Genomic DNA, 18,287 nt, shown 5'->3' with positions numbered 1-18,287 from the left:
TTGGAGAGGCCTATTAAAACAACGAAGGGAGAAAGGACATTGTCAGAAGATACTGGGAATCAGGAACCTAATCAGGAGCAAAAATTGGATAACATAAAAGAATTGGGGCAGCTGGAAATACCTTCCTTTAAGAGTGACATCCATTGTCTGACCATAACTGGTCAGGTGGAGGGGCACATGGTTTTACCTCCTCAAAATAAGACTACCAAATATGAACATGTGATACCTCAACTGGTGGCCGTCGAGGAAAACCCTAACATTAAAGGTTTATTAGTAGTTCTCAACACAGTAGGAGGAGACGTGGAGGCCGGCCTGGCTATTGCTGAAGCTATAAACAGTATGACTAAACCTACTGTATCCATTGTCCTGGGAGGAGGGCATTCCATCGGAGTAACTATTGCAGTCAGTGCGGATTACTCATTTATAGCTCCTACCGCTACCATGACTATTCATCCCATAAGGTTAACCGGTCTAGTTATTGGAGTTCCGCAAACTTATGAATATCTGGATAAAATGCAGGACCGAGTAGTTCATTTTGTAGTCGAGCATTCCCGGATAACCGAACAAAAATTTCGTGAATTAATGTTTCGTACCGGCGATCTAGCCAGGGATATAGGTACAGTAGTAGTAGGAAATGACGCCGTTGAGTGTGGTCTTATCGATGGGGTGGGAGGAATAAAAGAGGCTATACAAAAACTTGACCAGCTTAAGGGAGAAGCGGGGGGATTGCTGCAGTGATTTATTATATTCCTGATCCTAATGAGCTTTTTCAGGCTGATAAACTAAAAAACACTATTGTGATGAAAACACCTTCCGGAGCTAAAATTGAAGCAGTTCCTTGCGGCTACAATGAAGTAAGGGTAATTAAATTATTAAGTACTGATCCTATGGACTATCTTAATAAAAACTATCAGCCCGGAAGCATAATAACTATGGAAGCCCGTCTGGATCAATAATTAGGTTAACATTAGCATTTTTAATTTTTGTGGTAATCTTTTGCGATTCCCTATGTTATAATTTATAAAGTTGTGAATATGGGGAGGAAATTTATTTTGACCGTTCTGCAAGCGTTGATTTTAGGGGCAGTGCAAGGATTAACCGAGTTTCTTCCGGTTAGTAGTTCCGGACATCTGGTAATATTTCAACATCTTTTTGGAATAAAAGAGCCACCGCTAACTTTTGACATATTAGTTCATCTAGGTACCCTGATAGCGGTTTTTGTGGCCTTCCGAGAGGATATATATGCTATTTTGCGAAGGCCTCTATCAAAAATCACCTTTCTGATTATTGTTGGATGTATTCCGGCTGGCCTGGCGGGATATTTGCTGGCTCCCGTTTTTGAAAAAGCCTTTCAATCACTTTTAGTTGTATCAATAGGATTATTAATTACCGGGGCGCTACTTATAGTTTCAGAAAAATTAGCTAATAAAAATATCGGATTAAAAGAAGCTGAGGATACTAGTTTTGGTGATGCCCTTTTTATAGGTTTACTGCAGGCTGTAGCAATTATTCCCGGTATCTCCAGATCTGGTTCTACTATATCAGCAGGGTTGTTATCCGGCATGGAACGTGATTTTGCTGCCCGTTTTTCCTTCCTGCTATCCATACCGGTGATATTGGGAGCCGGGGTTTTCGAACTAAAGGATCTTTTTACCTACGGGGCACCAGTAGATAATGCGACGGCCTATATTATTGGGCCTATTACCGCTGCCTTGTTTGGCTATTTTGCCATTAAGGTGGTTGTAAGGATGGTGCGGGGTGGACGTCTGTCGGTTTTTGCTTATTACTGTTGGGCATTATCTTTGGTAACCCTTGCCTACCAATTTATTGCTTAACAATTAGTAAGTAAAGGGGTCTATGCCCCTTTTTTTATTTTTACCGAATAACAGGAGGAATAAGATAGACATCAGGCGAAGTATGGAATAGATTATGGAGTAGATTAAAAACATTCCTTCCTGGCCTGTCATAATGCTAGCTCCAAAAATAATTGTAAAGAAATTAATCGTCATACAGGAGCGACTTACATGCAAGCCAAAAAGAAATCTGGAAAAACTGTACATAAAACCCAACCTAAAAAAAAGGTACAAGCAAATAGTAAAAACAATAACCCGCCAGTTAATACCTTGTCAAAAGAAATAGTATCATTGGTGTTGCTTATGCTGGCAGTATTCTTTTTTATTGTGGTTACCAAGTTTCGAGGATTGCCTGAAGATAGAGAGTATATAGGTATCTTCGGTACCTATTTGTTAAAGGGATTGGAAACAGTATTTGGGGATGCGGCCCTGGTATTCTCTTTTTTCCTGCTGGCCTGGTCTATTCATTTGGCGGTGATAAAAGAATACTGGTCCAGCCGGATGTGGGGAGTAAGCCTTATTTTTATGGCGGTACTGATATATTTTAGCCTCTGGTTAGTGCCAGGAGGTCTCGAACCACTAGAGGCAGGATTAAAAGGTTTAGGGGGAGGGGCATTAGGTGGAGGCATAACCTATTTAATGGTAGGATTGGTGGGACGGGTTGGCACCATTATTTTCTTGATTCTGAATATGGTGGTGGCACTAGTACTGGTATCTAATCAGCCTTTAACAGAAATTATTCGGGTTTGCAGTGGACATAGTAAAAAGATATCCCAGCAAATAGGTGACCTTCTGTTTTATGAATTGGAGAAAAAAGATGACCAAAACCGAGATTCGATTAGAAATCTGGAACCGGTTATCATAGATCATAACGGTGGTAACGCGGAAATAGCTGCCGGCGATACGGAGGTGATTACCCGAAGGGAGGATAAGACACCCCAGCCCTCTTTTACTCTGGCGCTACCCCGGCAAGATAACCTGCCGGTTGAGAAGGAAACACCTATTACCTTGCCTAAAAAGGATTATAAATATCAAAAGCCGCCGCTAGAGTTACTCAGTGATATTTCTTCAGAAAGAACTATAGATAAAAAGAATATAAAAGAAAGTATAAATATATTAGAAGATACCTTTAAAAGTTTTGGTATTGGTGTAAAAGTAAACCAGGTTAGCTGTGGGCCGGCCGTTACCAGATATGAACTTACTCCTGCTCCAGGTGTAAAGGTAAGCCGGATCATTAGTTTAACGGATGACTTGCAATTAAACCTGGCCGCTCCCGGTATTCGTATGGAGGCTCCTATACCGGGCAAATCGGCGGTGGGGATAGAGGTCCCTAATAGTAAGGTGTTAAGTGTAGGTTTACGCAGCCTACTATCTTCGCCTGCCTTTAAAAAGATGAATTCACCTTTGACCTTTGTCCTGGGGGAGGATATATCTGGATCGACGGTGGTATCCAGGTTAAGTGATATGCCGCATCTGCTTATAGCTGGATCAACTGGTTCGGGTAAAAGTGTATGTTTAAACTGTATTATAATGAGCCTGCTTTTTAATTCATTACCAGACGAGCTGAAGCTGGTATTTATTGATCCTAAAATGGTAGAGCTAACTGTCTATAATGGTATTCCCCATCTGTATACTCCGGTAGTAACCGACCCTAAAAAAGCGGCGGTTGTTTTACGATGGATGGTTACGGAGATGGAAAAAAGATATAAAGCCTTTGCGGAACAAGGGGTGCGCGATATCAACCGTTATAACCAGGCTGCTGAGGAAAAACTGCCTTATATAGTTATTGTAATTGATGAACTGGCTGATCTTATGATGGTGGCCCCAGTTGAAGTAGAGGATTCTATTTGCCGTCTGGCCCAGATGGCCCGGGCAGCAGGTATGCATTTGATAGTAGCTACCCAAAGGCCATCAGTTGATGTAGTTACTGGGGTTATAAAAGCTAATATACCTTCGCGTATTGCCTTTGCAGTTTCTTCCCAGGCCGATTCCCGGACCATATTGGATATTGGAGGAGCTGAAAAATTACTAGGTAAAGGTGATATGCTGTTTTTCCCGGTGGGAGCATCCAAACCATACCGGGTGCAAGGGGCTTATGTATCTGATGCCGATATCGAAAAAACGGTAGAATTTATAAGCCGGCAGGGTTTTGAAGCCGAAGAAGCATTAGACATTAGTGAGTTGGAGGTTTCCCTGGAACAGTCTGAATTAGAGCATGAAGATGACTTATTCTGGGATGCAGTAAGAGTATTTGTAGAAAGCCGTAAAGCTTCGGCTTCGCTTTTACAAAGGCGCCTGCGGATTGGTTATGCCCGCGCCGCCCGTCTCGTAGATATGATGGAGGATAGAGGTATAGTTTCGGCTCTAGACAATAATAAGAGACGAGAAATATTGATAGACAAGGAGCAGTTGGAAAAGCTAATTGATAATCATAACTTGCTGTAAAACGGCTAGGTGGGGATGGGGGGAAAGGTATGCGGCTTACGGCAAGGGAGAAAGAGCTTTTTGATTTATTAAAAAATGAACCTTTAATGTCCCAGGAAGAATTGGCAGCTCACCTGGGGATAACCCGTTCTTCGGTGGCTGTCCATATATCCAATCTGATGAAAAAGGGTGTAATATTAGGTAAGGGTTATGTTCTTAATGAACAGGTAACCATAGTTATTATTGGAGAGTTTTTTCTCTCTATATATGTACATGGTCAGGAAAAGCAATGTATTGACGTATCTTATTGTGGAGATACTTATGAACTGGCTAAGGCTTTTGCTAAATTCGGAGTAAATGTTAAAGTAATAAGTGTAATAGGTAATGATGAAATAGGTACCGATATATTAAACTGCCTTCAGGAAATGGGGGTAGATACTTCTAGTATTGTGCGGGCCACTAATCGTCGTACTTGTCGCCGGGTAGTTTTAGAAGAAGGTTCCTGTTATGAGGAAGGTTTTGCTTTAAAAGATTTTGAGAAAGCAATTAGCTCCATGGAATGGGTAGCCTTTAATTGTGAGTATCTGGTAGTGGAGCCATGTTTTCAATCAGCGGTAGTCAATAAATCCCTTAATAAAGATGAAGATAAACTACCTTATTTTTGTACCTATTTATACCTGGAGGAGTTAGATAAGATACCTGAGGATATAGAGCGGTTTTCTGTTTTTGTATTGGGGTGGGAAGCTGCTCATTATGGATGGGAGACGGTTACCCATCAGATACAGAGTAAAATTAAAATGGATAATCAGTTAGGTATTATTACTGATGGAAAAAGCCGACTGCTATATGTTGATCAGAACGGTATTAACGATTTCCCGTTATTGCCTAATCAAATTTTCGATTGCAGTAAAGGCCTGCCTTTATTGCTGGCAGGTATAGTATATGGTCTGTCCTGCGGATATCCGGTAAGACAGGCTATTCGAATTGGCGTAGGTACTGCCTCTATAATTGACTAAACTAAAATGGACAAGACATTATGCAGGTTTTAGGGGTGATATAATGGGCATGGGAGATGTTTTGCGAGAAGAACGGGAAAAGCAGGGTTTTACCTGGGAAGATGTTGAAGAAGAAACTAAAATAAGGAAATATTATATAAAGGCTTTAGAAAATGAGGATTTTTCTTCCCTACCTCCACAGGTTTATGCTACTGGCTTTGTAAGAAGATATGCAAAATTTTTAGGTTTGGATGAACAAGCGCTGGTAGATGAATTTAAAAGTCAGGCTTACCCGGAAGATATTGAAGAATCAGAAGGGACCATGGTTCATAGTATTCCTGAAACAGATCGCAGGTTTTCTACTAAAAACATAGCGGCAGGGATTATATTCCTGGTAGTGGCTATCTGGGCTGGTAATCATTTAGCAGGTTATTTGTCTCATAAGGGGATTAATAACCCGGCTGATAATCCCCCCCGCATAGAAGAGCCCGCTGGCAATAAAAAAGACAATGTAAAACCTACCCCAAAAGAACCTCGGAAAATAAACATATCCAAGGTTAAAATTGAGGCTACCCAACCCTGCTGGGTAACTGTGATAGTTGATGGTGATGAGCAATTGACGGGGATAATGCAGGTCGGGGAAACAAAAACGTTTGAGGGCAAAGACCTGATTTATATAAAAGCAGGTAATGCCGGGGGGTTGGTTATTACTTACAATGGGGAAAAGGCCCCGCCGCTTGGGGATTACGGTGAAGTGGCCGAGCATGAGTTTCCCGCCCAAGTTATGCAGTCTGAATAGGAGTACGATAAGGTGAATATTGGTTTTGTTAGTCTTGGATGTGCAAAAAATCGTGTAGATACAGAAGTTATGATGGGATTGTTAAAACAAGTCGGACACAGAATAGTTTCATCTCCCAAGCGGGCTGAATTAATCATTATTAATACTTGCGGATTTATAACCCCAGCCAGAGAAGAAGCTATTGATACCATTATAAGCATGGGTAACTTGAAAGTTAGCGGTCAACTTAAATTTCTAATCGCTACCGGATGTTTAAGCCAGCTTTTTGCTGAGGAACTTTTGGATGAGATGCCTGAACTTGATGGAGTGGTAGGGATCTCATCTTTTCTTGATATAGTTAGTATAATAGAACGTGTATCCAGTGGGGAGAGGGTTAAAGCTGTCGCCCCTCCTCCAGAACAATTTGTGGAACAAGGTCCCCGCATATTGACTACCCCTCCTGGGTTAGCTTATGTTAAAATTGCTGAAGGGTGCGATAATAGGTGTAGCTATTGTATGATACCTCAAATAAGAGGCAGTTTAAGGTCCCGGCCCATGGCTTCGATTATGGAAGAAGCTCATAGGTTAGTGGAAGAAGGAGCCCGCGAACTGGTCATTGTGGCTCAGGATCCTACTGTGTACGGAAGGGATTTACATAAAGAAGTCGGACTAACTGGGTTGATTAAACAATTGGATAGGCTGGGTGGTGATATCTGGATTCGTCTAATGTACCTGCACCCGGACCATATTACCCCGGAAATAATCGAAACAATTGCTATAGCCAAAAAAGTTATACCTTATCTGGATATACCGATTCAGCATGCCTCAGCCGGTGTTTTGAAACGTATGAACCGTCGGTTTGACCCGGCAATGCTGGAAGAACTTTTTAAACATATAAAGGAAGAAATACCGGGTATAGTATTGCGGACAACGGCTATGGTAGGATTTCCTGGGGAAAAAGACCGTGATTTTGAAGAGCTTTGCTCTTTTATAAATCGTATAAAGTTTGACTGGTTAGGGGCTTTTTCCTACCAGGCGGAGGAAGGAACTCCAGCGTGTCAGCTGGCAGGGCAGGTACCGGAAGAGGTAAAAGAGGAGCGCCGGCGGATTTTACTAAAAATACAGAGCGGCATAACCCGTAAAAAAAATATTGATCACTTAAACCGTATTGAACCAGTATTAATATCAGATAAAGTAGCCAGTAATTTATACATTGGGCGAACCTACTTTCAGGCCCCCGAAGTTGATGGTGTAACAATGGTTAAAACAGACCACCAGCTTCCCCGGGGTGAGTTTACCCCGGTTTTGCTTAAAGGCGTAAGAAAATATGACTTGATTGGAGAACTTGTTGATGAATATCCCCAATAGCCTTACTATATTACGCATAATTCTTGTACCTATTTTTGTATTTTTTTTGTTAGTACGCCTTCCTTATGGTGACTATCTAGCTGCTTTAGTTTTTACTGTTGCTGCTTTGACTGATTCTTTGGATGGTTATCTGGCTCGCAAATGGAAACAGGTAACTAAACTGGGAATTATCCTTGATCCGGTAGCGGATAAATTGTTAATTACTGCGGCTTTAGTTAGTTTGGTGGAACTTGGCCAAATACCTGGTTGGATTGTTATTATTATACTAGGCCGCGAATTTGCTGTTTCTGGTTTACGGGCTGTTAAAGCAGAAGAAGGTGTAATTATTCCAGCCAGTATTCTGGGTAAGATTAAAACGGCCAGCCAAATTATCGCCGTTATTTTAATTATACTGCAAAATAGTTATCTACATCTGATTGAAATACCGTTGGGAAAATGGGCTATGTACTTTGCAGTAGTTATAACTATTGTTTCTGGATTCGAATATTTCTATCGTTTTAAGTCAGTTCAAGGTGACCAAAAGTAAACATATAACCGTAAAGTAAAATCAAAGTTGTTTTTTTGTCATATATAAAATATTCTTAATAAATAGATAATAATATAAGGATATTTCCCCTTAGCTCTTAATTAAGTTATGCAAACCGTTATAACATATTTGTTTGGATTCGGAGTAAAATAACTAGTTTTGTTCGTGAAAGGGGTGATGCACAGATAGATATTATTTTTTACAGTCCTCAATACTTATCAATACCTGCTACACTAACATTAACAGGGGGAAAATAAATGAATTGGATTGATGAATACCGTAAAAGAGTAACCAGTCCAAATGAAGCTGTGAAAGTAGTAAAATCAGGAGACTGGATTGAGTATGCGTTTGGCATAGGGGCAGCTAATGAGCTGGATAAGGCTCTAGCTGGACGTAAAGATGAATTATGGGATGTTAAGATACGGGTAGATATTGGTGCTTGGCCGCATTACACTCTGGACGCGGATCCTACTGGTGAGCATTTTATATGGCATTCCTGGCATTTTGGGGGACTAGATAGGAAATATTACAATCAGAGACAAATGTATTATATTCCCATGAAATTTCACGAGAATCCTATTATGACCCGTAATGATTGTGTTCCTAATAATGTTTTTATGGCTACCGTTAGCCCGATGGATAAGCACGGATATTTTAGTATAGGAGCAGGATGTGCTTCGGCTATGGCAGCTTTAGAAACTGCTGATTATGTAATTTTAGAAGTTAATACTAATATGCCCCGGGTGCTGGGAGGCAACCAGGAGGCTATTCACATTACCCAGGTGGACTATGTAGTAGAGAGCAGTAATCCACCCTTACCTACCCTTAATCCAACCGAGCCGAGTGAAATTGAGAAAAAAATCGCACAAAATATTATTCCCCGGTTATATGATGGCTGCTGTATTCAGCTGGGAATAGGCGGCATACCTAATGCTATCGGTACCATGGTAGCAGAATCAGACTTAAAGGACCTGGGAGTTCATACCGAAATGTACGTGGATGCTTATCTTAAGATGACTGAAGCCGGGAAAATTACCGGTGCCAAAAAGTCCCGGGACAAATACAAACAGGTATTTGCTTTTGCCATGGGAAGCCGGGAGCTTTACGAATTCGTAGATGATAACCCGGGGGTGGCTGCTTATTCGGTTGATTATACAAATGACCCCTCTATTGTAGCGGGGATAGACGATTTTGTTTCTATTAATGCCTGTATAGAAGTGGATTTATTTGGACAGGTCAGTGCTGAGAGTGTCGGAACCAGGCATATTAGTGGAACTGGTGGACAGTTGGACTTTGTTGAAGGTGCCTATAAATCGAAAAATGGACAAAGCTTTATATGCATGACTTCAACTTTTTCTACCAAGGATAAGGTGGTTTCCAGGATCAAACCTATTCTTACACCGGGGTCGATAGTTACTGATCCTCGTACTGCTACTCATATGATTGTTACTGAATATGGTATCGCCAACATGAAAGGAAAAAGCACTTGGGAACGGGCCGAAGCACTAGTGGGCATAACTCACCCTGATTTTCGTGATGAGCTAATCCGGTCAGCCCAAGAAATGAAGATATGGCGTAAAACTAATAAAATTAGCTAAAACCAGTCTTAATGACTGATTATATTAATAAAGATTTGATGGAAGGGAGGGGGATTTATTTACCCAGGCGGGGTTTGATGGTTGGTTTAGTTGCTTTATAAAAAATAATAATAAAAAACACAGGAGGTAGTACACAATGTATTTTAAACTGAGTGACGAAGAACAAATGTTAAGAAAGATGATCCGGGATTTTGCAGAAAATGAACTTGGACCCACAGTAGCAGAAAGAGACGAACAAGAGGTATTTGACATAGAATTATGGAACAAGCTGGCTAACCTCGGTGTTTGTGGTATCCCCTGGGAGGAAAAATATAGTGGTGCTAATGCTGGTTTTATTGCCTATGCTATAGCTGTAGAAGAACTTTCCCGTGTTGATGCTGGAATGGGAGTGGCTCTTTCCGCCCATACATCTCTTTGCTCCTGGCCGATTTGGAAGTTTGGCACCGAAGAACAAAAAATGAAGTATTTGGTTCCCCTGGCAGAAGGAACTCATATCGGCGCTTTTGCTATTACCGAACCTTCCGCAGGTAGTGATGCTGGAGGAACAAAAACTACTGCCCGTTTAGATGGTGATGCCTATATTCTAAATGGTACCAAGGTGTTTATTACCAATGGATATTATGCTAACACCTATATCATAATCGCTCGTACCGGTGATAAATCGCTGGGATCCAAGAGTATCAGTGCTTTTATCGTTGAAAAAGATACTCCGGGATTCTCCTTTGGTAAAAAGGAAAAGAAAATGGGTATCAGAACCTCCGCTACTTACGAGTTAGTTTTTGAGGACTGCCGGGTACCTAAAGAAAACCTGTTAGGTCAGGAAGGACAGGGCTTCAAGATTGCTATGAGCATTCTGGATGGCGGACGTAATGGTATTGCTGCCCAGGCTGTTGGAATTGCTCAGGGTGCCTATGAGTTTGCTCTTAACTATTCTAAGGAAAGAGTTCAGTTTGGTAAACCTATCTCCAAGCTACAGGCCATTCAGTTCAAACTGGCTGATATGAAAATTAAAATTGAAGCTGCTCGCCTGCTCACCTACCAGGCAGCCTGGAAAGAGGGATCGGGCGAATCTTATGGATTGGAAAGTGCTATGGCCAAAGCCTTTGCCGGTGATGCTGCTATGTGGGTAACTTCAGAGGCAGTTCAGATTCTGGGTGGTTATGGCTACTCCCGCGAATATCCGTTAGAAAGAATGATGAGAGATGCCAAGATAACCCAGATCTATGAAGGTACTAACGAGATTCAGAGAGTGGTTATCGCTAATAACATCCTTCGCTAAATAAATATAGGAAAAAACTTTGAGAGGCTGGGTTTACCCCCAGCCTTTTTTTATTGATTTTTTTGATGCGATGCTATAAATCTAATTATGCTATCAGTATAATTAATTATATTATGTATAAGCGATATGAGGTGGTAGGCGAATGATGCAATACTATCTTACAATTACCTATATCAGTATTATGCAGGGGCAGTAATATTTCCATATATTGCGTACGGGATATGGCCAGGCTCTGTGCTATAATGTTGGGGTAGGAGGGGGCGAAAAATGACGAAAAACAATGATTTCAAGGTAATTGTAGCCCTTCTAGCCCTTTTTATGGTATTGGCTGTTTTACTGGGGGGCTATCGTCTGTATAATGTGTTCGGGGTAGAAAAACCATTGATAAATGAATTATCAGAATTACCTTCAGTTTCTCATGTGGATATTAGCCAGGTAAATAAAGAGTATCAGGTTCAGGTATCCCTGGCAGAAGTAGATGATCTGCAAGGTCAATACCTTAATATCGATACTATTATTAAAGAACGATTAGGTAATAAGCCTTACACATTAGATATAAAAGACCGTCCTAATAGTAAATTAAACCGGTTGCATGCCTATTTACAACCGGCAATTTACCAGGCTTTGGCTAATCATGAATTTGTCTGGTTGGATCAACATCTGGCCCAGGTAGTTAAGGGAGAGGATGTCAAATACCGTATGTTTGTCGATAAGGATAGACTTTATCTCCAACTAAATGATAAGGAAAATTACCTTTATGTTATTGCCTGGCGAGAAAGTGAAACTGGGAAAACTAATTAGAGGAGGGGAGTAGCGGTGAAGGAAATTGCAGTAGGTTCGGGAATAGCTCTGGTTATTTTCCTGGCCCTTATAGGGGTAAATGTTACTCCTTTCGTATTATTTGCGGTGGTTATAGGTGGTTTTTACTTTTTCATGCAAAACCAGGGCCAGGTTAAATTTGATGAAGTCGGCGGGTCTAATCGGGCTACTTCTGTAATTAGTTTCGAAGAGATTGGTGGGCAGGACACGGCGATAAAAGAGTTAAAAGAGGCATTACAATTCCTGCTCCATGCTGATGCCATTAAAAACATGGGAATTAGGCCCTTAAAAGGTATATTGCTGGTAGGTCCTCCTGGTACCGGTAAGACTTTGTTGGCCCGGGCTGCCGCTAGTTTTACTAGTTCCGCTTTTATTGCTGCGTCAGGTAGTGAGTTTATCGAAATGTATGCGGGAGTAGGTGCTAAAAGAATTCGCCAGATTTTTAGGGATGCTCGGAAAAAGGCTATGAAAGAACATAGTAAAAGTGCCATTATTTTTATAGATGAATTGGATGTTTTAGGGGCTAGGCGAGGCAGCCACAGCGGCCACATGGAGTATGATCAGACTCTTAATCAACTGTTAGTGGAAATGGATGGTATTTCCAAAGATGATGAGCCCCGCATATTAATAATAGGGGCTACTAATCGTGCCGATATGCTTGATCCGGCTATATTAAGACCAGGTCGATTTGACAGGCAGGTCCAGGTAGGATTACCGGATCGGGTTGGACGCAGACGTATTCTAAATATTCATACCCGGAATAAACCAGTGGAAGAACCACATGTATTGGAAGAAGTAGCCCGGGCAACTTTTGGATTTTCCGGAGCTCACCTGGAGAGCCTGGCTAATGAAGCAGCTATTTTGGCTATGCGGGAGGGGAGTAAAACCCTGCAGGCCCATCATTTTATGGAAGCTATTGATAAGGTTATGCTAGGGGAGAAACTAGACAAAAAACCTAATGCGGCTGAACTGGAAAGGGTAAGTGTTCATGAGAGTGGTCATGCCCTGGTAAGTGAAATGCTTGATCCGGGTTCGGTGGCTTCATTAACCATTATTCCCCGAGGTGGTGCCCTTGGTTTTATGAGAAAATCGCCTCGAGATGATCAGTATCTTTATACCCGTGCGGAACTGGAAAATCAAATAATGGTTAGTTTAGCCGGGGCGTTATCAGAAGAATTACGCTTTGGCAACCGCAGTACCGGGGCTAGAAATGATTTTTCTCAGGCCTGGGATATGGCGCGGGAGATTATTGAGGCGGGGATGTCCTCATTAGGAATTGTTAACATTGATGATTTACCTGCTGAAGCATTTTATAATGAATGTCGCCATATTATATCAGCTTTGGAGGAGAGGACCCGGGAAATATTGCGTAATAATTTAGGTATAATTAACCGGGTTGCGGAAACGGTTATGGAAGAAGAAGTACTCAATCAGTCCCGTTTCCAGGAATTAGTTGGCTAAAAGGGAAAATGTGCTCCTGGTTACGCATAAATTAGTAGGCTGAAAGATATTATTAGCCTGGTAAAGTTGTTCTATGACTTTACCAGGTTTTTTGTATTATCGAGTAAAAAGATTTTTGCCGGAAGCAGGAACGACTATATACAAAAGAAAATTGTTTATAATAAGATAGATGAAACTTATAAGGGGATGAATGTTTTGGAAAAGGCCTTTCTGGTATCTACGGGTACTGAGCTTTTGTTGGGGAGTACCATAGATACCAATTCCGTTTTTATTGCTGAGCGTTTAAACTTAATAGGGATAAAAGTTATTGGTAAAATCGTAGTAGGAGATAATGAGCAGCAGATAGAGGAAGCCTTTAAAATAGGCCTCAAGGTTGCTGATGTAATTATATCCAGCGGTGGATTGGGACCTACCCAGGATGACTTAACTAAAGAGATAGCCTGCCGAGTTATGGGAAGTAGTATGGTTTTAGTAGAGGAAGAAGCCGAGAAAATTCGAGACTTTTTCCAACGTCGTCACCGTTCTATGCCGGATAATAACCTAAAACAGGCTATGTTTCCTCTGGAAGCAGAAATTCTACCTAATCCGCAGGGTACCGCACCCGGAATGTATCTTATTAAAAACAATCAAGTGGTTATATGCCTTCCCGGACCACCCCGGGAGATGCAGCCCATGTTCCGGCAGGAAGTCGAACCGCGCTTAAAAAAACAGTATGATCTTAAGTGGGAAAAAGCTGCCAGTCGGGTTATCAAGGTAATTGGACCGGGTGAATCGCAGGTGGAAGTAATGCTGGCTGACATTATGGGTGATTTGCAGGGATGTAGTATGGCTTTGCTAGCTAAAGGTGGGGAAATCCACATTCGGATCACTGCCGAAGGCAAGGATTATGAGCATAGCCGGCAAATACTAGAGGACGTGTGCCGGCGTATTGAGGAAAAGATGGGGAATACGGTTTTTGGCTGGGATGAGGATACCCTTTCGGGCAGGGTAGCCGAGCTGCTGAAAAAAGGTCGAAAAAGCTTGGCTGTGGCTGAATCTTGTACCGGGGGGCTGGTAGGCAAGATGATTACGGATTTGCCAGGGAGTTCTAATTACTTTTGGGGGGGAGTTATTTCTTATAGCAATCAGGCTAAAGCAACCTGCCTGGGGGTCAAAGATGATACTTTAGCTGTTTACGGAGCAGTAAGTGCTGAGACAGCCATCGAAATGGCTGAAGGGGTTAGGAAGCTGGCAGGTACCAATCTGGGTGTAGCTATAACTGGTATTGCCGGGCCGGAGGGCGGAAGCAAAGAGAAACCGGTGGGGCTGGTTTATATAGCCATAGCTGATGAAAAATCGTCTCGCTTCAAAGAAGTAAGATTTGTGGGTAGTCGGGAGGCCATCAGATTATTGTCAGCCAAATCGGCATTAGACTGGGTTCGAAAATGGCTAATTAGGGGTGAGAACATATGAGATTATTCGTTGCCATATCTATTCCTGAGAAACAAAAACAATCGGTATTAAAAGTACAGCAGCAGATAGCTGAAGTACCGACAGATGTTAAATGGGTTGAATATGAAAATTACCATCTAACTTTGAAATTCCTGGGAGAAGTACCGCTTGCCGATTATGATTTGATAGTAAAAAATCTGGAGCTGGCTGCTGCTGCTTGTGTATCTTTTCAAATTCGTATCAAGGGATTAGGTTTTTTCCCCTCACGAAATCGCCCCCGGGTACTTTGGGGAGGAATAGAGGGAGAGATGGAAAAGGCGTATTTTTTAGGTGATCGGGTTGATGCTTATCTGGCATCCCAAGGCTATGAGCCGGAAAATAAGCGTAGCTTTCACTTGACCCTGGGCAGGATCCGCTCTAACGAAAATAATTCTGCTTTAGTGGAAAAAGCATATCTGGTCAGTGATGAACTACATACAGAACCATTCACGATAAACCAGTTTCATCTTATGGAAAGCCGGTTAAGCAGTAGCGGTCCACAATACCTGCTAAAGCGGAGTTTCTATATGGAATAATTATGACTAAAAATAATTTGACGGTGTAACCAGGTTCTAATATAATCTAAACAAGGCGAACGTATGTTTGAGGAGGGATCCTGTGCAGAAAGAGGAGATAAACCAAGGTAGGCAAGAAGCGTTGAATAACGCTATTCGCAATATTGAAAAGCAATTTGGTAAGGGTTCTATTATGCGGTTGGGAGAAGCATCTGCTATGAGTGTGGAAGTTATTCCGACCGGTTGTATATCTCTCGATCTGGCTCTAGGGGTAGGAGGGTTACCTCGGGGACGAGTCATTGAGATTTTTGGACCGGAGTCTTCAGGTAAGACTACCGTCGCTTTACATGCTATTGCCCAGGCGCAAAGACAAGGAGGTATGGCAGCCTTTATAGATGCTGAGCATGCTTTAGATCCGTTATATGCTAAGCGTTTAGGAGTTGATACTAATAACTTACTGGTAGCTCAACCTGATTCAGGTGAACAAGCTCTGGAAATAGGTGAAGCCCTGGTGCGCAGTGGGGCTATAGACGTAGTGGTAATCGATTCCGTAGCAGCTTTGGTCCCTAAAGCAGAGCTGGATGGAGACATGGGAGATGTTCACGTAGGACTACAGGCCCGGTTAATGTCACAAGCCCTGCGCAAACTAACCGCCCATATTAGTAAATCGAAAGCCTGTGCCATATTTATTAATCAGATAAGGGAAAAGGTAGGGGTAATTTATGGTAATAGTGAGACGACTACAGGTGGGCGTGCTCTTAAATTCTATTCATCTGTACGTATAGAAGTACGTAGAGGTGAGTCGATAAAACAGGGTACGGAAATTATTGGTAACCGCACCCGGGCTAAGATCGTTAAAAATAAGGTAGCACCTCCATTTAAAACTGCTGAATTTGATATTATGTTCGGTAGTGGAATTTCTCGGGAAGGAGACCTCCTAGACATAGCCACTGATCTAGAAATAGTACAAAAGAGTGGATCATGGTATTCATATGAGGGGGAAAGAATGGGGCAGGGCCGGGAAAATGCCAAAGAGTACATTCGAAGCACCCCGGACTTTTTTAATCTGTTGGAAAAGCGGATTCGGGATAATATTAACCAGGTCCCTAAGGGACAGGAGTCCGACGATGCTTGACACTGTAGTTTAAACTTACTAAAATTTAGATAAGCTCTGGTTTGAAGTCTAGCAATGACTTGAACATAGATTCAACAGGTATTATACCTCTTAGATAGATGCAAGGTAAAATAGGGAAGGTTCGTTCCCGTTCATTTAATAGCGGTATAGTGTATCTAAAGTTCAGGTTAGTGGGTGATTAGGATTTCATCTGATGTATAGCGGGGTAGATGCATATTGGCGAATGTGGAAATAAAAATATGCGTTCTATCCATTACATTGGCGAGTCTAATTAATCCGAGACTTCAGAAATTAAACCGAGTGTAAACTCGGTTTTTTTAATGTTAAGACGATTTTAACAAAGAGCCGTACTAATTTATAGGAGGTGAACCGCATAAATACACTTACCAGCTTTATAGTTATTATTTTATCCTTGGCGGTGGGGATTACAGCAGGTTATTATGGCCGCCGCCTGATAGCGGAGAACCGTATTCGGGGTGCCGAAGAGGAAGCTGCTCGCATCGCTGAAGAGGCTACCAAAGAGGCGGAAGCTAAGAAAAAGGAGATTCTGCTGGAGGCCAAGGAAGAAATTCATCGCAACCGACAGGAAGCAGAGAAAGATATTCGGGAGCGCAGGCGCGAGCTGGACCGCATTGAACGCAGAATACTGCAAAAAGAAGAAGTTCTGGATCGAAAGAATGATTTGATTGAAAAAAAGGAACACAATTTACACGATAAGGAACGGGAAATTGAAAAAACCCAGAATGATTTGCAGTTGGTTCTTACCCAGCAGTTGAAGGAATTAGAACGTTTATCCGGATTAACTACTGAACAAGCTAAAGATATTCTGCTGAGTAATGTGGAAAATCAGATCCGCCAGGAAACAGCCCTTATGATAAAAAATATTGAAGCCGAAACTAAAGAGGAAGCTGATAAGCGGGCCAAAAATATTATATCTCTGGCTATACAGAAGTGTGCTGCTGATGTCGTTTCCGAAACTACGGTTTCAGTAGTAGCTCTTCCTAATGATGAGATGAAGGGAAGAATAATTGGCAGAGAAGGGCGTAATATACGGACGTTTGAAACCCTTACTGGGGTAGATTTGATTATTGATGACACACCCGAGGCAGTTATATTGTCATCATTTGACCCCATCCGCCGCGAAGTAGCCAGGGTGGCTTTGGAAAATCTCATTTCTGATGGCCGAATCCATCCAGCTCGAATTGAGGAAATGGTGGAAAAGGCTCAAAAAGAAATTGAACAGGAGATTAGGGATACCGGAGAACAGGCGGCTTTTGAGGTGGGTGTACATGGGTTACATCCAGAGTTAATAAAACTTTTGGGTCGACTCAAGTATCGTACCAGTTATGGCCAAAATGTTCTAAGACATTCAATCGAAGTCTCACATTTGGCTGGCATTATGGCAGCAGAATTAGAAGTAGATATTATGTTAGCCAAGAGGGCAGGATTGTTACATGATATTGGTAAAGCTGTTGACCATGAGGTTTCTGGTCCACATATAGAAATTGGTGTGGATCTGGCTAAAAAATATCGAGAGGGCAAGGAAATTATTCATGCTATTGCGGCCCATCATGGAGATGTAGAGCCGCAATCGATCGAAGCGGTTTTGGTTCAGGCGGCTGATGCTGTATCAGCATCACGACCAGGAGCCAGAAGAGAAACGGTGGAAGCCTATATTAAACGTCTGGAAAAGTTGGAAAATTTGGCTGATTCTTTTGATGGAGTCGATAGATCATTTGCTATCCAGGCTGGTCGTGAAGTACGTATAATAGTTAAACCAGAAGAAATCGATGATTTACAGGCCATTAAAATGGCCCGGGATATTGCCAACCGGGTGGAAAAGGATCTGGATTATCCCGGCCAGATCAAAGTAGTTGTTATTAGAGAAACCCGGTCCGTAGAATATGCTAAATAAATTAAATAAAATTAACTATGAATAAAAGCAGGGCATTTAAGCCCTGTTTTTTATGGCCATTATTACTGCTATTTACCAGCATCTAAAAGGGAGGAATTCATTCTGGCCCTGACGAAAAAGTTTATAATATGCAGATCAAGGGGAAGATGGT

At 41.9% G+C, this 18,287-nt stretch carries 16 protein-coding genes; all 16 read left to right on the top strand.

All coding sequences use genetic code 11. The features are described from left to right. Window positions 1-39 precede the first annotated feature (39 nt). The 16 genes from ACZ5Q0_RS01040 (at window position 40) to rny (ending at window position 18,136) form a co-directional block, all read left to right on the top strand. Complete coding sequence (locus tag ACZ5Q0_RS01040) at window positions 40-738, top strand: ClpP family protease (protein WP_446819928.1); 699 nt, start codon at window positions 40-42, stop codon at window positions 736-738. Then, complete coding sequence (locus ACZ5Q0_RS01035) at window positions 735-956, top strand: YlzJ-like family protein (protein WP_446819929.1); 222 nt, start codon at window positions 735-737, stop codon at window positions 954-956. Before ACZ5Q0_RS01040 ends, ACZ5Q0_RS01035 begins: the two co-directional genes overlap by 4 nt. A 96-nt stretch (window positions 957-1,052) precedes the next feature. Beyond that, window positions 1,053-1,835, top strand: coding sequence for an undecaprenyl-diphosphate phosphatase (locus ACZ5Q0_RS01030; protein WP_446819930.1), 783 nt, complete (start codon window positions 1,053-1,055; stop codon window positions 1,833-1,835). A 189-nt stretch (window positions 1,836-2,024) separates the two neighbouring features. Next, window positions 2,025-4,298: an FtsK/SpoIIIE family DNA translocase gene (locus tag ACZ5Q0_RS01025; protein ID WP_446819932.1), complete on the top strand. Its 2,274-nt coding sequence runs from the start codon at window positions 2,025-2,027 to the stop codon at window positions 4,296-4,298. A gap of 29 nt (window positions 4,299-4,327) precedes the next feature. After that, window positions 4,328-5,293 carry a PfkB family carbohydrate kinase gene (locus ACZ5Q0_RS01020; RefSeq protein ID WP_446819933.1) on the top strand — a complete coding sequence of 322 codons (966 nt, stop codon included), beginning with the start codon at window positions 4,328-4,330 and terminating at the stop codon, window positions 5,291-5,293. Between the two features lie 43 nt (window positions 5,294-5,336). After that, window positions 5,337-6,071, top strand: a complete 735-nt coding sequence (locus tag ACZ5Q0_RS01015) for a helix-turn-helix domain-containing protein (RefSeq protein ID WP_446819935.1) — start codon at window positions 5,337-5,339, stop codon at window positions 6,069-6,071. A 12-nt stretch (window positions 6,072-6,083) separates the two neighbouring features. Beyond that, window positions 6,084-7,418, top strand: coding sequence for a 30S ribosomal protein S12 methylthiotransferase RimO (gene rimO, locus ACZ5Q0_RS01010; RefSeq protein WP_446819936.1), 1,335 nt, complete (start codon window positions 6,084-6,086; stop codon window positions 7,416-7,418). Then, window positions 7,402-7,944 (top strand): CDP-diacylglycerol--glycerol-3-phosphate 3-phosphatidyltransferase, encoded by a 543-nt coding sequence (gene pgsA / locus ACZ5Q0_RS01005; protein ID WP_446819937.1) that lies wholly within the window; start codon window positions 7,402-7,404, stop codon window positions 7,942-7,944. The genes rimO and pgsA overlap by 17 nt, the downstream gene beginning before the upstream one ends. A 257-nt stretch (window positions 7,945-8,201) precedes the next feature. Further along, window positions 8,202-9,542, top strand: a complete 1,341-nt coding sequence (locus tag ACZ5Q0_RS01000; RefSeq protein ID WP_446819938.1) for an acetyl-CoA hydrolase/transferase family protein — start codon at window positions 8,202-8,204, stop codon at window positions 9,540-9,542. Between the two features lie 136 nt (window positions 9,543-9,678). After that, window positions 9,679-10,821, top strand: coding sequence for an acyl-CoA dehydrogenase (locus tag ACZ5Q0_RS00995; RefSeq protein ID WP_446819939.1), 1,143 nt, complete (start codon window positions 9,679-9,681; stop codon window positions 10,819-10,821). Window positions 10,822-11,088: 267 nt separating this feature from the next. Then, a complete protein-coding gene (locus tag ACZ5Q0_RS00990) occupies window positions 11,089-11,622 on the top strand; it encodes a hypothetical protein (RefSeq protein WP_446819940.1) in 534 nt (177 codons plus the stop codon). A gap of 15 nt (window positions 11,623-11,637) precedes the next feature. Next, window positions 11,638-13,101 carry an AAA family ATPase gene (locus tag ACZ5Q0_RS00985; protein WP_446819941.1) on the top strand — a complete coding sequence of 488 codons (1,464 nt, stop codon included), beginning with the start codon at window positions 11,638-11,640 and terminating at the stop codon, window positions 13,099-13,101. Window positions 13,102-13,167: 66 nt separating this feature from the next. After that, on the top strand, window positions 13,168-14,553 hold the full coding sequence (locus ACZ5Q0_RS00980; RefSeq protein ID WP_464827193.1) for a competence/damage-inducible protein A: 1,386 nt from the start codon (window positions 13,168-13,170) through the stop codon (window positions 14,551-14,553). Next, window positions 14,550-15,107, top strand: coding sequence for an RNA 2',3'-cyclic phosphodiesterase (gene thpR / locus ACZ5Q0_RS00975; RefSeq protein ID WP_446819944.1), 558 nt, complete (start codon window positions 14,550-14,552; stop codon window positions 15,105-15,107). Before ACZ5Q0_RS00980 ends, thpR begins: the two co-directional genes overlap by 4 nt. An 82-nt stretch (window positions 15,108-15,189) precedes the next feature. Beyond that, window positions 15,190-16,221 carry a recombinase RecA gene (gene recA / locus ACZ5Q0_RS00970; RefSeq protein WP_446819945.1) on the top strand — a complete coding sequence of 344 codons (1,032 nt, stop codon included), beginning with the start codon at window positions 15,190-15,192 and terminating at the stop codon, window positions 16,219-16,221. A 418-nt stretch (window positions 16,222-16,639) separates the two neighbouring features. Further along, complete coding sequence (gene rny / locus ACZ5Q0_RS00965; protein WP_464827192.1) at window positions 16,640-18,136, top strand: ribonuclease Y; 1,497 nt, start codon at window positions 16,640-16,642, stop codon at window positions 18,134-18,136. Window positions 18,137-18,287: the final 151 nt, after the last annotated feature.

The organism is Syntrophomonas erecta subsp. sporosyntropha (assembly GCF_055395365.1).
This window is presented reverse-complemented; position numbering and strand designations above follow the sequence as displayed.

Excerpts from the sequence above, each read along its gene's own strand:
- ACZ5Q0_RS01025 (WP_446819932.1), top strand. The coding sequence starts at position 2,025 with ATGCAAGCCAAAAAGAAATCTGGAAAAACTGTACATAAAACCCAACCT.
- ACZ5Q0_RS01020 (WP_446819933.1), top strand. The coding sequence starts at position 4,328 with ATGCGGCTTACGGCAAGGGAGAAAGAGCTTTTTGATTTATTAAAAAAT.
- ACZ5Q0_RS01015 (WP_446819935.1), top strand. The coding sequence starts at position 5,337 with ATGGGCATGGGAGATGTTTTGCGAGAAGAACGGGAAAAGCAGGGTTTT.
- pgsA (WP_446819937.1), top strand. The coding sequence starts at position 7,402 with ATGAATATCCCCAATAGCCTTACTATATTACGCATAATTCTTGTACCT.
- ACZ5Q0_RS01000 (WP_446819938.1), top strand. The coding sequence starts at position 8,202 with ATGAATTGGATTGATGAATACCGTAAAAGAGTAACCAGTCCAAATGAA.
- ACZ5Q0_RS00995 (WP_446819939.1), top strand. The coding sequence starts at position 9,679 with ATGTATTTTAAACTGAGTGACGAAGAACAAATGTTAAGAAAGATGATC.
- ACZ5Q0_RS00990 (WP_446819940.1), top strand. The coding sequence starts at position 11,089 with ATGACGAAAAACAATGATTTCAAGGTAATTGTAGCCCTTCTAGCCCTT.
- thpR (WP_446819944.1), top strand. The coding sequence starts at position 14,550 with ATGAGATTATTCGTTGCCATATCTATTCCTGAGAAACAAAAACAATCG.